The following is a 16,192-nucleotide window of genomic DNA, read 5'->3' on the forward strand; positions in this document are numbered from 1 at the left end:
TTTCTTGAAAAAACCCTAGTTTGAAAAAAAGTTTCATCTTTCTTTTTTCCTTCTCATAAAACCCTTTTGCTTAGTTCCGTGAAACGCTACAATAACCACTCTGCGAAAAAAGAGAATGTTTTCGCAGAAACCTTGCAGTAAAAATTTTTATTTATGGAGAAGGAATGATCCGCGTAACTTGTAATGAAGAAGCTTTCGAACTACCAGAAGGCGCCTCGGCGATGGATCTTGCAACCAAGATGAAACACTCGCATTGCTTTGCAGGAGCCCTTATTAATGACCAAGCAAAGGATCTTTCCACCACCTTACAAGACGGAGATACCATTCTCTTTCTTTCTTGGGACGATCCAAAAGGTCGAGAAATTTTTTTACACACATCAGCACATATTTTAGCCCAAGCAGTCCTTCGTTTGTGGCCTTCAGCGCAACCAACGATAGGACCCGTTATTGATCAAGGGTTCTACTATGATTTCGCGAACCTCTCTATTAGCGAAGACGACTTTTCTGCTATAGAGGATATGGCAAAAACCATCGCAGAGGAAAAATTTCCCATCTCTCGCCAAGTTTTTTCCAATAAAGAAGAGGCTCTTGCCTATTTTTCGGAAAATCCATTCAAAACCGAGCTAATTACAGAGCTTCCAGAAGATGCAGAAATTTCCGCTTATAAACAGGGGGAATTTGTAGATCTGTGTCGAGGCCCCCACCTTCCGTCAACAGCCCCAGTAAAAGCATTTAAACTATTACGCACATCTGCAGCTTATTGGAAAGGAGATCCATCTAGAGACTCTCTGATTCGGATCTATGGTATCGCCTTTCCTACAACGAAAGAACTTAAAGAACACCTGCATCAACTAGAAGAAGCCAAAAAACGTGATCATCGCGTACTAGGGGCTAAATTAGATCTTTTCTCTCAACAACCCTGTTCTGCAGGAATGCCTTTTTTCCATCCTCGAGGAATGGTTGTGTGGAACGCCTTAGTCGATTACTGGAAGCGTCTTCATCACCTTGCTGGCTACCAACAAATTCAAACCCCTCAGCTTATGAATAGGGAGCTATGGGAAATTTCCGGCCACTGGGAAAACTACAAAGAGAACATGTACACCTTAACCGTGGACGAAGAAGATTACGCGATCAAACCCATGAACTGTCCCGGATGTATGTTGTATTACAAAACACAACTCCACAGTTACCGAGAATTTCCACTACGCGTAGCAGAAATCGGCCACGTGCATAGACAGGAACTCTCTGGAGCTTTATCAGGGCTTATGCGAGTCCGAGCTTTTCATCAAGATGATGCGCACATATTTTTAACTCCTGAACAAGTTGAAGAAGAAACGTTAAATATTCTCGACCTTGTTTCTAAATTATATGGAACGTTTGGATTAGAATATCACTTAGAGCTTTCTACTCGACCTGGACAAGGAACGATTGGAAGCGATGATCTTTGGGAACTCGCAACGGACGCTTTGCAGCGAGCTCTAGTTAAATCCCAAAAACCTTTTGTTATAAGCCCGGGAGAAGGTGCTTTTTATGGTCCAAAAATTGATATTCACGTACGGGATGCCATTAATAGAACTTGGCAATGTGGAACCATTCAGCTGGACATGTTCCTTCCAGAACGATTCGATCTAAAATACACCAACCAACAAGGAGAAAAAAGCACTCCTATCATGCTTCATAGAGCATTGTTTGGCTCTATTGAGCGCTTCTTGGGAATTTTAATCGAACACTTTAAAGGCCGCTTCCCCTTATGGCTAAGCCCTGAGCATGTGCGCATTATTACTGTAGCAGACCGCCATGAGGCTCGCGCTCAGGAATTAGCCAAGCATTTCACCCAACAAGGAATCCGTGCTACGGTGGATCAAACGAATGAGTCTGTTAGTAAAAAAATTCGCAACGCGCAAAATATGCAAGTGAACTATATGCTTACTATCGGAGATAAAGAACTTGAGACTCAACTCCTTGCCGTACGCACACGAGATAATCGCGTATTAAATGCAATTTCTGTTGAGCATTTCACCAATGCAATTCTTGATGAGCTCCACTCTCTTTCTTTAAGCTCTTCCTTGTAACCTTCCTGGCTTGCATAGAGGATTTCCTCTATGCAAGCCCCTATCCCTCAGTCCACTCCTGTACCCTTCATTACAGACGATCGTAGATTTCAAATGGTCAAAAGCCTTATAACATGTTCGCTGTAGCCAAAAATTCCTAATAGGAATACAACGGACTAGTCTAGGGTTCTGAGCTGGAACCAAGTTAACTATATGATTGTTCTAGAAAAACTCTTAAAAATCCCTCGAAGCGGAGGCTACAAAAATCTTCTTCCGTTTTCAAGAGACTGATCTCTAAAAATCGTCTTTTCTATCGGAGGAATGCTATACCCAGTAATAAAAAAAGAGGCCTCTGAAAGACTTTTTGACCTTTCTACCTTCCCAGAGCCTCGTCCGTCCTTGCTTATGGACAAACAATATAAGGAATTAAAGCAACTCAAAAGGAGCGAGGCTTCCTCCCCATGTCGGGGCTTCACCTCGTTATATACATGAAAACAATCGCTGTTAACAGTTTTAAAGGCGGCACAGCAAAAACCTCCACCACCCTTCATTTGGGAGCTGCCCTAGCCCAATATCATAAAGCACGAGTTCTTCTTATCGACTTCGATGCTCAGGCAAATCTTACAGCAGGATTAGGTCTAGATCCCGATTGCTACGACAGCCTTGCCGTTGTCTTACAAGGAGAAAAAACTATCGAGGAAGTCATTCGCCCTATTGACTCTTCAGGATTAGACTTAATCCCTGCCGATACGTGGTTAGAACGAGTCGAAGTCTCAGGATCTTTGGCTGCCGATCGCTATTCGCATGAACGGTTAAAAACCATTCTTTCCACGATAGAGCACCAGTATGACTACGTCATTATTGATACCCCGCCTTCCCTATGCTGGCTCACAGAATCTGCTCTGATTGCAGCTCAGTACGCCCTAATCTGTGCCACACCAGAATTCTATAGCGTCAAGGGCCTAGAACGGTTAGCGACCTTTATTCAGGGGATCTCCTCGCGACACCCTCTCAACATTTTAGGAGTCACTCTGTCTTTTTGGAATTATAGAGGGAAAAATAATGCCGCTTTCACAGAGCTGATCCAAAAAACATTTCCAGGCAAGCTTTTGAATACCCGTATACGCAGAGATATTACTATCTCAGAAGCCGCTATTCACGGGAAACCAGTTTTCTCTACAGCTCCCTCAGCTCGAGCTTCGGAAGACTATCTAAAATTAACTGAAGAACTGCTATTTTTGTTACGGGACATTTAACGCTATGGGAAACATCAAAACCCTTCTAGAAAATCGATTTAAAAAACCCGCCTCCGATAAGATGGAGTCCCTTGCTAAAAAACGATTAGAGGGCGAGCTCTCTCCCTTTCTAAATGGGTTCACCAATCCCAAGCTTTCTCCGCAAGAAGAAGCAAAATTCCGACAATTATTAGAAGAGTATTCCTTTTCTCAAGAAATCTCAGACCTCGACCTACAACAGCTTTGCCACCTGTCTGCCCAAGTAAAACAAATCCATCATCAAGCCGTACTTCTTCATGGGGAGCGCATCAAAAAGGCTCGCGAGTTATTAAAATCCTATCGAGAAGGTGCATTTTCTGCCTGGCTGTTGCTTACCTATGGCAATCGGCAAACTCCCTATAATTTTCTAGTTTACTATGAGTTTTTTTCTATCCTCCCCGACCCTTTAAAACTTGAGCTAGGGAAAATGCCTAGACAAGCTGTTTACACACTAGCTTCTCGAGAGGGAGATCTAGAGAAAAAAGAAGCTATTATCCGCAACTATCAAGGAGAGACCAAGGGGGAGATTCTCGAAATTATCCGAAGGGAATTTCCTCTACTTCCCACAGATCGCCGTCAAGCATCCCTCCCCCAACAAGCTTTTGCCCTTTTTGCCAAAGGAACAAAATTATTACGACAATGCAACGAGATCTCTCAAGAGGAACTCCTCTCCTTGGAAAAATTGATTAAAAAGCTACAAAAAGTTACAACTAACCTTCTTTCTAATACTAAGGTGTCCCGTAATGACGACGAAACCCAAAAACCTAGAAATCGATAACAATACATTCCTACTTTTGGAAGGAAATTTAAAAAGAATTTTTGCGACGCCAATTGGGTATACGACATTTAGAGAATTCCAAAACGTAGTATTCAACTGCTCACAAGGACAACAAGAGCTTGCCAACTTTTTATTTGAAATGCTGATCAACGGAAAGCTTTTGCAAGAGTTACCTGCAGGACAAAAACAATCTGCACAAAGCCTCATTGTACAATTTATGATGTTGATTCGTGTAGCAAAAGATATTCACGAACGCGGAGAATTTATTAATTTCATCACTTCAGATATGCTCGCCCAGCAAGAACGCTGCGTTTTCTTGAACCGCCTTGCACGAGTTGATGGTCAGGAATTTTTACTCATGACGGATGTACAAAACACCTGTCATCTCATCCGCCATTTGCTATCTCGTTTACTGGAAGCTCAAAAAAACCCTATCGGAGAAAAAAATCTTCAAGAAATTCAAGAGGATTTGGTTTCTTTAAGAGCTCATTTTGAAGAATTGACGAAATCTATGTAAATTGATTAGCCTTCCTGACGGCCATTTTCTAAAAATGGTGTTGATTTGCCCCCACGAACAAGTCTTTGGGGGCTTATTTTTTCAATCAAAGAATTAAAGAACAAACAAGGAGCGAGGTTTCTTCCCTCTCCCGGGTCCCGCCTCGAGAGTCAACCATGAATAAAAAACGTGTTCTTACCGGTGATCGTCCTACAGGAAAACTCCATCTGGGGCATTGGATTGGCTCCATTGCGAATCGCCTACAGTTACAACAAGACCCTCGCTATGAGTGTTTCTTCATTATAGCAGACCTGCATACACTAACAACCAAGACACGAAAAGAAGAAGTTCTTCACATTGATAACCATGTTTACGATGTTCTTGCTGACTGGCTAAGCGTAGGCATAGACCCGGATAAATCTGCTATCTACCTGCAATCCGCTATTCCTGAGATTTACGAGTTAAATCTCATCTTTTCGATGCTAACCCCCTTGAATCATATTATGGGGATTCCAAGCATTAAAGAAATGGCTCGCAATGCTTCTATCAATGAAGAAAGTCTATCTCATGGGCTTATTGGGTATCCTGTTTTACAAAGTGCGGATATTTTACTTGCTAAAGCGCATCTCGTTCCTGTTGGGAAAGATAATGAAGCTCATGTCGAATTAACTCGTGATATAGCGAAAACGTTCAATCGACTATACGGACCTGTATTCCCAGAGCCAGACACCCTACAAGGAGAGCTTACAGCTCTTGTAGGGACAAATGGACAAGGAAAAATGAGCAAATCAGCAAATAATGCTATTTATCTTGCTGACGATGCGAAGACAGTACAAGAAAAAATCCGAAAAATGTACACAGATCCTAATCGAATTCATGCGACAACACCCGGAAGAGTAGAAGGCAATCCTTTATTTATTTACCACGATCTGTTTAATCCTCATAAAGAAGAAGTAGAAGACTTTAAAACACGCTACCGCCAAGGATGCATCAAAGATGTGGAAGTAAAAGCTCGCTTAGCAGAAGAAATTAATCTGTTCCTGGATCCTTTTCGAGAAAAACGCAATGAACTCATTGCTCGCCCTAAAATTCTTGAAGAGGCTTTACAAAAGGGGACAGAAAAAATGCGCTCTTTGGCTAAGGCCACTATGGAAGAAGTCCATGACTGTTTAGGCTTAAGTCGCAAATGGCGAGCAATCCTAGCATCCTCTAAATAATCCATCAAACAGGAGGGGAGTTCTGAATCCACAATTTGTATTACATGCTCCTTTCCTTCCTTGTGGAGATCAGCCAGAAGCTATTCGGCAACTCTCTCAGGGAATTTTAGATGGAATCCCCTCACAGGTTCTTCTGGGAACCACTGGGTCTGGAAAAACATTTACTATGGCAAATGTTATTGCCAATGTTAATGTTCCAACTTTGGTGCTTGCTCATAATAAAACCCTGGCAGCTCAACTGTACCAAGAATTTAAAGCTTTCTTTCCAGAAAATGCTGTCGAATATTTCATTTCTTACTACGACTACTACCAGCCCGAAGCCTACATTGCCCGTAGTGATACCTATATTGAAAAAAGCCTGCTAATCAATGACGAAATTGATAAGCTGCGTCTCTCTGCAACACGGTCTATCCTGGAACGACGCGATACGCTAATCGTTTCCTCCATTTCCTGTATTTACGGAATTGGATCCCCCGACAACTATTCCTCCATGGCCCTTACTTTAGAGGTAGGCAAGGAATACCCCCGCGCACAACTCTCCTCCCAGCTCGTGCGTATGCATTATCAAGCCACTGCTACCCCCCAGCGTAGCGCATTTCGCGAACGAGGGAGTGTTATCGATATCTTCCTAGCTTACGAAAGTGATTGCGCTGTCCGACTTGAATTTGTGAACGACACTCTGGTCTCAATAGAATATACAGATCCGCTGACTATGATCCCTTCGGGGACAACCTCCTCTATCACTCTTTATCCTGGCTCCCACTACGTCACCCCCGAAGCCGTTCGCGAACAAGCGATCCGCTCTATCCGAGAAGAACTCGAGCAACGCTTACTCTTTTTTGAAGGACGTCCTGTAGAGCAAGAAAGGCTCTTTCAACGCACGACTCATGATATAGAAATGATCAAAGAAATCGGTTTCTGTAAGGGAATAGAAAATTATTCTAGGCACTTTACTGGAGCTGCTCCAGGAGAGCCGCCAACTTGTCTTCTTGATTATTTCCCAGATGATTTTCTTTTAATCATCGATGAGTCCCACCAAACACTTCCTCAATTACGAGCAATGTATCGCGGAGATCAATCCCGCAAACGCTCCCTTGTCGAGTATGGATTTCGTCTTCCTTCTGCTTTTGATAATCGCCCTCTAACTTATGAAGAAGCTCGGCGCTATTTCCATCGCGTAGTGTATGTATCGGCTACTCCCGGAGAGCTAGAAATCCAAGAAAGTCGCGGTCATATTGTAGAGCAAATCATTCGCCCTACAGGGATTCCCGATCCACTGCCAGAAATTCGCCCTGCAACAGGACAAATCGATGACCTCTTAGAAGAAATCCGCCAAAGACTCCACAAAGATAAAGAAAAAATCCTAGTCATTTCCGTAACAAAAAAATTAGCTGAAGACATTGCTGCTTTTCTTGCTGAATTAGGTATTGCCGCAGCTTATCTACATTCGGGTATCGAAACTGCAGAAAGAACTCAGATTCTTACAGATTTACGATTAGGAACTATCGATGTTCTTATTGGCGTAAATTTGCTTCGTGAAGGAATCGACTTACCAGAAGTTTCTTTAGTCGCTATCCTCGATGCAGATAAAGAAGGCTTTTTACGAAGCAGTTCTTCTCTCATTCAATTTTGCGGACGAGCCGCACGTAATATCCATGGGAAAGTGATTTTTTATGCAGATCGCATCACACCTTCTATGGATCATATGCTTAAAGAAACCGAACGTCGCAGACAAATACAACTCGATTACAATAAAAAACATCAGATCACCCCGCGCCCCATCATTAAACCCATCTTAGCCAATCCGATTACTAAAGAAGAGGCTCATGAAAAGTCTCGTCTGGAACAGCAATCTTCTAAAGAGCTAGAAACATCCATAAAGGCTTATGAAGAAGCTATGTATAAAGCGGCTCAAGATTTTCAGTTTGATGAAGCTGCTAAGTACCGCGATTTGATGAACGCCGCAAAACGGCAGCTCCTTTTTCAACAAGAAGAAGAAGGCAATACAAACTGAAAAGAATACCACAGAATTGAATCCCTCGTTATGATCCCTTTCTATTAAGCAAAATAACCTTGCGGGCGTCTCTTTATTTAGTGCCATAAGATTCTGTCGGAGGAAACGGATAAAACGAGCAAACCGCTTTCATTAACCAGTCTAGAAAAGGATCTTGTTATGTTTGACGCAGTCATCTCTGATATAGAAGCTAGAGAAATTTTAGATTCCCGAGGGTATCCTACATTATGCGTCAAAGTCATTACTAACACGGGAATCTTTGGCGAAGCTTGTGTTCCTTCTGGTGCATCTACAGGCATTAAAGAAGCGTTAGAACTTCGTGACCGAGATCCTAAACGCTATCAAGGGAAGGGAGTCTTACAAGCCATCTCCAATGTAGAAAACGTATTGCTACCCGCTTTACAAGGGGTCAGCATTTTTGATCAAATTACAGCAGACGCTATTATGATTGATGCCGACGGCACTCCTAACAAGGAAAAACTCGGCGCCAACGCCATTCTCGGGGTCTCTTTAGCATTAGCAAAAGCTGCTGCCGCAACCTTAGAAAGACCGTTATATCGCTATTTAGGTGGAGCTTTCTCACATATTCTCCCCTGCCCCATGATGAACCTAATTAACGGCGGGATGCATGCAACGAACGGCCTACAATTTCAGGAGTTTATGATCCGCCCTATTAGCGCTCCTTCTTTAGCAGAGGCTGTACGAATGGGCGCAGAAGTCTTCCACGTCTTAAAGAAAATCTTACAGAATCGACAGTTGTCTACTGGGGTCGGTGATGAAGGAGGCTTCGCTCCACAACTCGCTTCTAATTCTGAGGCGCTCGATCTTCTTTTGACAGCTATTGAAAAAGCAGGTTTTGTCCCTGGAGAGGATATTTCATTAGCGCTCGATTGCGCTGCCTCCTCTTTCTATAATACACAAGATAAAACGTATGATGGGAAATCCTCTGCCGATCAGGTTGCAGTGCTTGCAGAACTGTGCGATCAGTATCCTATTGATTCTATCGAAGATGGCCTTGCTGAAGAAGATTTCGAAGGGTGGAAGCTTTTATCAGAAACTCTAGGAGATCGTATTCAACTCGTTGGAGATGATTTATTTGTAACGAACTCTGCGCTAATTGCAGAAGGCATTACGCAGGGCCTTGCCAATGCTGTTCTCATCAAACCTAACCAGATAGGAACACTGACAGAAACAGCGGAAGCTATCCGCTTGGCAACTACACAAGGCTATGCAACGATTCTATCGCATAGATCTGGAGAAACAGAAGATACCACAATCGCAGATCTTGCTGTTGCCTTTAACACGGGACAAATCAAAACAGGCTCTCTTTCCCGTTCAGAGCGCATTGCTAAATACAATCGCCTCATGGCCATTGAAAAAGAAATTGGCGCTGAAGCTGTATTTCAGGATTCTAATCCTTTCTCTAAAGCTTAAACAGTGACTGAGAATATCCTGTTCTCGTTACGAGAGGGGCTTTACAAAGCCCCTTTTCCTCTTTGCTTGTAGATTTTTCCTGGGGAGAGTATGTAATACTTTATCTTGTCCCTTTAGGGGAAAGTACAGAACATGCCCGTCCCTATACATGAAAACCGCTATACTATGATCTCTTTTACACGAACGATAGGTTTTCGTTTATGGCTTATCTGTGTGGCCGCGATCATGTTCCCTTTAGGGATTAATATCTTCCAGTTGAATCTCCTGCAATATAAAAAAACTCTGCTTTCTACCACCTCTGATTTGCGAGAAAACGCTTTATTTAAAGCGCATACGCTGCAACAGATCATTCCTTTAAACATTGATATCCTCGCGCTCTTTTCTGAAATTTTTGATCTAGACAGAGGGGTTCCTTCCGAACCCGATCTCGCGCTCAGCAAAGAAATGGAAAAAATTTTTTATTCTACATACAAAGAGATCTCTCTTGTAAGAAAGGATCCTGATGGCAATTTTATTGTTGTTGCTTCTAGCCAACTGCAACAACTTGGGAAAAACTACAACCAAGAAATCTTTCTATCCCCATCACAGCCTTTTTTAGCCACTCTGAGACACTCTGATGGAGATTCTCCGCTTCTTTCCGTATTGCAAACTCCTATTTTCGATATTAGCTCTCAAGAAGTTCTTGGCGTTCTATATACCCTTTCAGATACTGATTATCTATTAGATGGATTGCTAGCAGCAAAAGACCCTCTTTCCATGAAAACGGCAATCCTTTCTAAAAATGGGATTATTCTACAAGCAACAGATGCTAGCCTGAATCTTGTATCCACACATAAGGAGGTTGCGCAGGATCAATTCTGTGATGTCTTTCTTCGAGAGGACTTCTGCCCTCCACACCTCCTATTACGAGCACCACTAGATCTCTCCCCACTTCCTTACGGAGAAGGTTTTGTTTCTTTCCGTATCCAAGATCAAGAAATGTGGGGATACATCTATACACCCTCTGATATGGATTTTCGCATCCTAACCTACACAGAAAAAACGATTATTTTTGCTTCTTTATGGCGTCGAGCCCTGCTGTACTTTGCTTATTTTTGTTGCGTACTTTTAGGAAGTATTACTGCTTTTTTAGTAGCAAAACGCCTATCTAAGCCTATACGAAGGCTCGCTACAGCGATGATTGAAACTCGGCGTAATCAACACCACCCTTACGAACCAGACTCCCTAGGCTTTGAAATTAATCGCTTAGGGGAAATTTTCAACTCTATGGTACAAAGCCTCTCTCAACAACAATCCCTGGCAGAAAAAAATTACGCGATCAAACAGCAGGCACAAAATGCTCTACGATTAGGAGAAGAAGCGCAACGGCGCCTTCTTCCTAACCAACTGCCAAATTATCCAACAACAGAAATTGCAAAAGCCTATATTCCAGCAATTACCGTAGGGGGAGATTTTTTCGATGCCTTTGTTATCGGCGAAGGAGACCAGGCTAAACTGTTTCTAATCGTTGCCGATGCCTCCGGGAAAGGCGTCAATGCCTGTGCCTACTCCCTTTTTCTTAAAAATATGTTACACACTTTCCTGAGTGAGCTTTCGTCTATTCAAGAGGCTGTTCAACGGACCTCTTCTCTCTTCTATCAACAAACCGCAGAATCGGGGATGTTTGTCACCCTATGTATCTATTGTTATCACTATACAACACGACAGCTAGAATACTACTCCTGCGGCCATAATCCTGCTTGTTTACGCGCGCCTAATGGAGATGTCTCTTTCCTCTCCCATCCGGGCATGGCTTTGGGATTTTTACCAGGAGTAGCACCTCATCTTACCTACACTCTCACGCTCGAAGAAGGGTCTCTTCTCGTCCTTTATACCGATGGCGTAACAGAAGCCCATAATAAACATGGAGAAATGTTTGGAGAGGAACGCTTAAAAAATTTGGTCGCCTCTTTAACTCAACACAATGCAGAGGAAGCCGTACAATCAATCATGTTCTCTATTAAATCTTTTGTAAAAGATTGCCAGCAACACGATGATATCACGCTGCTCGTTTTAAAAACCCCTAAGGCCCATGGCCCTCTTTAAAAATTTTTTGCTTAGCAGCCCCTTAAAGAATCCTTGTAGATTTTTTCTTTTCCTCTTCTTTATCGTGCCGTTAAGAAGGCTTTTTGAACACTTCTTCCCCAAACGAAATTTTTGTGTGTAGAATGAGACAAACATTCACAAAAAGAATCCTACTTTTTCTTTTTCTGGTGATTCCCGCTCCCCTCCTCTTGAATCTCGCTGTGCTCTCCTTTTTCTCTTTTGCAGCAGTCAAAACAGCGGTTGTTCAAGATCTACACACTCGAACCATGAATTTTAATTTAGAGCTCGAGAAAAAAATCGCCATCCACAAAATTTTTCTCAAACGGTTGGCAGAAACTTTAGCCCTGAAAACCCTAACCACAACGCAGGATTTTTTTACCGAAGCATATAGTGAAATGATCGCTCTGGGAGACATAGATTTATCGCTCTGTTTACTCTCTTCTGCTAATGATAGTATCCGCACTAAAAATCCCAGAGATCCTTTTATACGGTATATAAAAGCGCATCCAGAAATACGTGACAAACTTATCCAAAATCCTGGGAATGCTAGCCTAGTCTCCATTTCAGGATATTTGGACAAAGAGGAACACTATCTTGTGTTTGCGGAGCCGCTTCCTACTACACATGAAGACTCGGCTCTTGCAGGCTGGGTCATTGCCTTCTACTCCATGCAAAAGCTTCGCAACTATTTATTCCAAAACCCAGCTTCTCGCCAAACCCAGCTTTGCTTCCTAAATAAGCAGGGAGAATTACTTTTTTCAGATGCGGCCTCTCTGCAAAACGGAGCCTTCTCTCTTGCATTAGCAGGATATCCACAGCTTTCCCCTTCACACACTACGTACCCTTTGGAACCCTCGCCTAAGGCATTCAAATCCAAAGAACTTTTACAGGTTACCATACAAGGAAAAACCTTCTTGGGCTACCTTTCTTCTTGGCAGCCAATCCCGCACACCTATTCTCTCGCGCTTGTTCCACTATCAAACTGTATTACACAAGCCTTAAGACTCCCCATTAACGTCATTGTATTTTACATCCTTGCTTTTTCTCTGATGGGATGGTTGCTCTCTTGCACTAGCAAACGCTTAAATCGCCCTTTACAAGAACTCACTGTCAGCATGGAATCTGCCTGGAAAGGAAATCATCTTGTTCGTTATGAACCGCAGCCTTTCGGATACGAAATTAATGAACTAGGGAATATTTTTAACTGCACGCTGCTATTACTTCTCAATGTGAAAGAAAAAGCAGAGATAGAATATGCTTCTGGTAGCTTATTACAAAAAGAGCTTGCTTTGTTGGCTTCTTTACAAGACACTCTTCTCGGTCAACGTTCCGATGAACTTCCTGGAGGAATCTTCTCGTTGAATAGATTGAAAGGAGAGCAACAAACAGGGCACTTTTATGGCTGGGTAGCATCTCCTCAAAAAACAAGCTTTCTCGGCGTGATTGGAATTGCTGGAGATATTGGGCTTCCTTCTTATCTATATGCTCTCTCTGCCCGAAGTCTATTCCTTACTTACGCAAGTTTGGGATACTCACTACGCGCTATTCGCGATAAAACCACTCAAAATTTCAATGAAACAACCGAAGGGAATGAAGCCTCCATTTCTATGGTTTTCCTGGAATATAATCCGGCATCCCGATCATTATCCATGCTTTCGCAAGGGATTAATCCTCCCTCTCTATTCCTGAAACGCAAAGAACGCCTCCTAGCTATTGCAGAACAACAAGAGATAGAATCGGGAGATATTCTGATTTGTCTCACAGGCTGCCCAAATATCTCCCAGAGTCTAACATCACTTCCCATAGAAGCTTTACTCAAAGACCCTCTTGCTCCACTACACTCAGAAAATTTTACTGAAATACTAACCACAATGTTGAAAAATAAAAACCAAACACAAATTGATGGAGCTGTAGGTTTCTTCTCTTTTATCTAAAGCAGGTCTTTTTTAGAAAAAGCCTTTGGGCAGTCCACTTCGATACCCAGGAGGAGGCGGCATCCCATACTCAATAGGATTAGGATAAAGAACCCAGGGAGAGGGAACAGCAAACCAACGTTCTTTATGTTCTGAAGGGCGACCGGATAATCCTAAATAATTAAATTCCCATAAATCCATTTCCTGGGTCCCAGGATGCAAAATAAAACCAAAATACCGGTAAGCCCAATTCGTATCTCCAAAAAGAAGCGGAGCCGGATATGCTAAACCATGATGACGCATAGCGGCTATTAATCGCATAGAAAGGTCCTCTTCATGATAAACGCGTTGATATCCAGCCATCAACAAACCTTTATATAGACGTCTAAGATCCGCGGAAGATAGTAAAGAGTGTTTTTCTATGTTTGCTTCCAATAATTCTGCAAAACGGTCGTAAGAAATCCTAGAAGAAATGCCTAAATAAGAAGATATATCTCCTATCACTTCGGGCAATCGCTGTTCCGAGATGTAAGGTGCTTCTTGCACGAGTTGCTGCGCCAAATATTTTTGTAACACAGCGACCTCTTTTTCCTCTCGAACCGTTGCCTGAAAAAAGCGCGTACTTTTTTCATAGAGTTCTGGAATGGATAGCGATAAATCGTCACAAAAATAGACAAAATCTTGTATCCATTCCTGCAAATAGTAGCGTGTACAGAATCTTGTGATAAAAGCATAAATAGCTGTTTTATCAAAAACAGTGTGTTTTAAAAAGGCTTGGTGCTTAGAGACCCATACATCTCGTAACCAAGTATAACTATACCAGTCATTCGTCCAAGCATCTCTAAATAATGGCGACCCCGCTGTTATAGAAAATACATGGGAGGGTGTAGCAGCTAATAAAGCGTGCTCTCCATCCTCCAAATATTCTTTCACTGCGCTTGGGAGGTCTTTCAAAGCATCCGTAAAGAATGCTGCTAATTCATGTGGATCTGCTGGCAGTTTTTTTAGCTGAGATACAGGGTGAGGATTTTCAAAATAATCACTCACCAATGTCGTTACCGTTCCTCCAGAAACATATACCCAAGGAGTATGCGTAATCCGATTCAAATTCTGAAATATCCCCTGGGGAACAGGGCAATTATACGCTTTAAGGATCCGTTCCATTGCTGCCTCTTGAAAACGAGGCTCATGTAAAGCAGCTGCTATACGATGCAACAAAACAGAAGTTTCTTTCTCTAATCCAGAAACATTATGTTTGGCTAAAAGATCTCCTTCCGTAGAAGAAAAAAAGTCCGTCAACGCATGAATAAACTCCTCTATAGAATAGATCGGTTCCCAGGTGTTAGGATGACTTCTTCCGTAGGTAAATACTATACGGAATCCTGCAGGGACATCCTCATAGTGGTCAGAAAATTCCCTAATAAAAGCATCATAGACACTGCGGAAATATACTGGGATTGCCCGCGAATAAAAAGAGAAGAGAAAGTCCGGAAGCGTGAGAATTTTTTTTAATTTTTCTTGCGCAGCGTTCCAATCTTGTAAAGCCTGGTTCAGCTCTTGCCGGAATCGCACATGATCCATGGCTAAAATTTGACTGTCCTGCTTATTAATGGGATTACGCATCCGGCTTTCCACATACTCCAACTGGGCTTTTGCTTCCTGATAAGTCTGTTCACACTGTCCTGCAAAAGCTTGTGTTGCCGCTATCTCCTCCGCTAAAAAATTCCGTATGATGTCGTGTAAACCATACTCATCACCGCTACTCCACCCCAAAGCGATTTGTAAATGCTTGACAGTTGTTGTCTGACTGGCATCCGCTAATGTAGCTAGTGTATACTCCCAGGATTTCAACAATACATTCTGTGTATCACGAATAAACCCTTGCTTAGCCTGCTCATACGATTCTAGGTAGCTCAGCACATGCTGGCTACTCGCAGAAAGTACGGATGCCCCAAGACGACTTCCCCATTCTCTATTACGAAAACCCTCTTGCAAAATGGATGCTTGAACCTCAGAAGGAGAAACTTGATAATGATGTAATAATCCATCTTGAATGATATCATGCGCAGTGATCGTCCCATGAACATCCCGAATTTTTTGAAAAACTCTTTCATTAGCAAGCACTGACTGAATTTCTTCCGATATATCTCCTGTTGTCGGGAATATCCCTGAAGCAACAAATGCGGCTTGAATATCTGGAGAGGTTGCCAGAGTAGCGATGGGATTAGGATACAGATCCACCACACGAATAGGTCGGAATAAATCCCCGATGCAAGGAAGAAGATTGATCGGAACAGTGATTTCCCGATCTCCAATAGTACGGGAAATTTTTCCAGAAGATAATAAATCTTCTAAGTCACGAATAAACAATAAGGGATACTCTCGATGGATAAGAATAGCTAGCGCTGTTGCAAAACAAGACCCCACGTCTTGTCTTAAATAGGTAAATAAAGAGACTAACACAGCTTCGCACACATGCCGAACGGTTAGCTGCTCTCCTGCAGGCAGCGCTAATGTATGACGAATTAAATCCTGAACTCTTGCATAAGATGGAACAAAAAAACGCCGAAAACGGCTTTTAATTTCTTGATTATCATGTAAAAACTCGAGCATTTTCAATAGATGCTCGCGCGCTGGACCTTCTTCTTCTCGATGAGGACCTAAAGGATATAAACATTTTGTTAACAGCTGAATACTTTCTGCTATCTTTCCTTGTTCAAGATCCCCCTGCTCATTTAAAATGTAGCTAGCTAACTTCCTCGCAATGGAAAGATTTTTCTTAGCTAAAAAGGTTTTGCTATGCTGAGCAAAATCTTGAGGATTTTCCCCACATAAAGCCTCCTCTAGAAAAGAGGTCTTTTCCTTATTACTAAAAGAATCGAATACAAGGACGTCCAACCGAGACATAACGTAGAAAGGTTGTTTTTCTC

At 42.4% G+C, this 16,192-nt stretch carries 10 protein-coding genes; 9 read left to right on the forward strand and 1 reads right to left on the reverse strand.

Annotated elements, in window-relative coordinates:
- Window positions 1-164: 164 nt before the first annotated feature.
- The 9 genes from thrS to B6E89_RS03205 all read left to right on the forward strand — a co-directional run bounded on the left by thrS (window position 165) and on the right by B6E89_RS03205 (window position 13,283).
- The gene (gene thrS, locus B6E89_RS03165) at window positions 165-2,072 is read left to right on the forward strand and encodes a threonine--tRNA ligase (protein ID WP_035407002.1); all 1,908 of its coding nucleotides are present in this window, start codon (window positions 165-167) and stop codon (window positions 2,070-2,072) included.
- A 467-nt stretch (window positions 2,073-2,539) separates the two neighbouring features.
- Window positions 2,540-3,307: a ParA family protein gene (locus B6E89_RS03170; RefSeq protein ID WP_035407092.1), complete on the forward strand. Its 768-nt coding sequence runs from the start codon at window positions 2,540-2,542 to the stop codon at window positions 3,305-3,307.
- A gap of 4 nt (window positions 3,308-3,311) precedes the next feature.
- Window positions 3,312-4,103: a pGP6-D family virulence protein gene (locus B6E89_RS03175; RefSeq protein WP_080121577.1), complete on the forward strand. Its 792-nt coding sequence runs from the start codon at window positions 3,312-3,314 to the stop codon at window positions 4,101-4,103.
- Window positions 4,069-4,620 carry a CT584 family type III secretion system tip protein gene (locus B6E89_RS03180; RefSeq protein ID WP_035407010.1) on the forward strand — a complete coding sequence of 184 codons (552 nt, stop codon included), beginning with the start codon at window positions 4,069-4,071 and terminating at the stop codon, window positions 4,618-4,620. Before B6E89_RS03175 ends, B6E89_RS03180 begins: the two co-directional genes overlap by 35 nt.
- A 155-nt stretch (window positions 4,621-4,775) precedes the next feature.
- The gene (trpS, locus tag B6E89_RS03185) at window positions 4,776-5,816 is read left to right on the forward strand and encodes a tryptophan--tRNA ligase (protein ID WP_080123206.1); all 1,041 of its coding nucleotides are present in this window, start codon (window positions 4,776-4,778) and stop codon (window positions 5,814-5,816) included.
- Between the two features lie 22 nt (window positions 5,817-5,838).
- Window positions 5,839-7,830: an excinuclease ABC subunit UvrB gene (gene uvrB, locus B6E89_RS03190; RefSeq protein ID WP_080133129.1), complete on the forward strand. Its 1,992-nt coding sequence runs from the start codon at window positions 5,839-5,841 to the stop codon at window positions 7,828-7,830.
- A gap of 159 nt (window positions 7,831-7,989) precedes the next feature.
- Complete coding sequence (gene eno / locus B6E89_RS03195; protein WP_035407014.1) at window positions 7,990-9,264, forward strand: phosphopyruvate hydratase; 1,275 nt, start codon at window positions 7,990-7,992, stop codon at window positions 9,262-9,264.
- 132 nt (window positions 9,265-9,396) lie between these two features.
- Window positions 9,397-11,349: a SpoIIE family protein phosphatase gene (locus B6E89_RS03200; protein ID WP_080133130.1), complete on the forward strand. Its 1,953-nt coding sequence runs from the start codon at window positions 9,397-9,399 to the stop codon at window positions 11,347-11,349.
- Window positions 11,350-11,471: 122 nt separating this feature from the next.
- Complete coding sequence (locus B6E89_RS03205; RefSeq protein WP_080133131.1) at window positions 11,472-13,283, forward strand: PP2C family serine/threonine-protein phosphatase; 1,812 nt, start codon at window positions 11,472-11,474, stop codon at window positions 13,281-13,283.
- Between the two features lie 12 nt (window positions 13,284-13,295).
- Here B6E89_RS03205 and B6E89_RS03210 read toward each other — a convergent pair whose 3' ends face one another.
- On the reverse strand, window positions 13,296-16,169 hold the full coding sequence (locus B6E89_RS03210) for a hypothetical protein (protein WP_080133132.1): 2,874 nt from the start codon (window positions 16,167-16,169) through the stop codon (window positions 13,296-13,298).
- Window positions 16,170-16,192 lie beyond the last annotated feature (23 nt).

The organism is Chlamydia suis, assembly GCF_900169085.1.
Classification (GTDB): Bacteria; Chlamydiota; Chlamydiia; order Chlamydiales; family Chlamydiaceae; genus Chlamydia; species Chlamydia suis.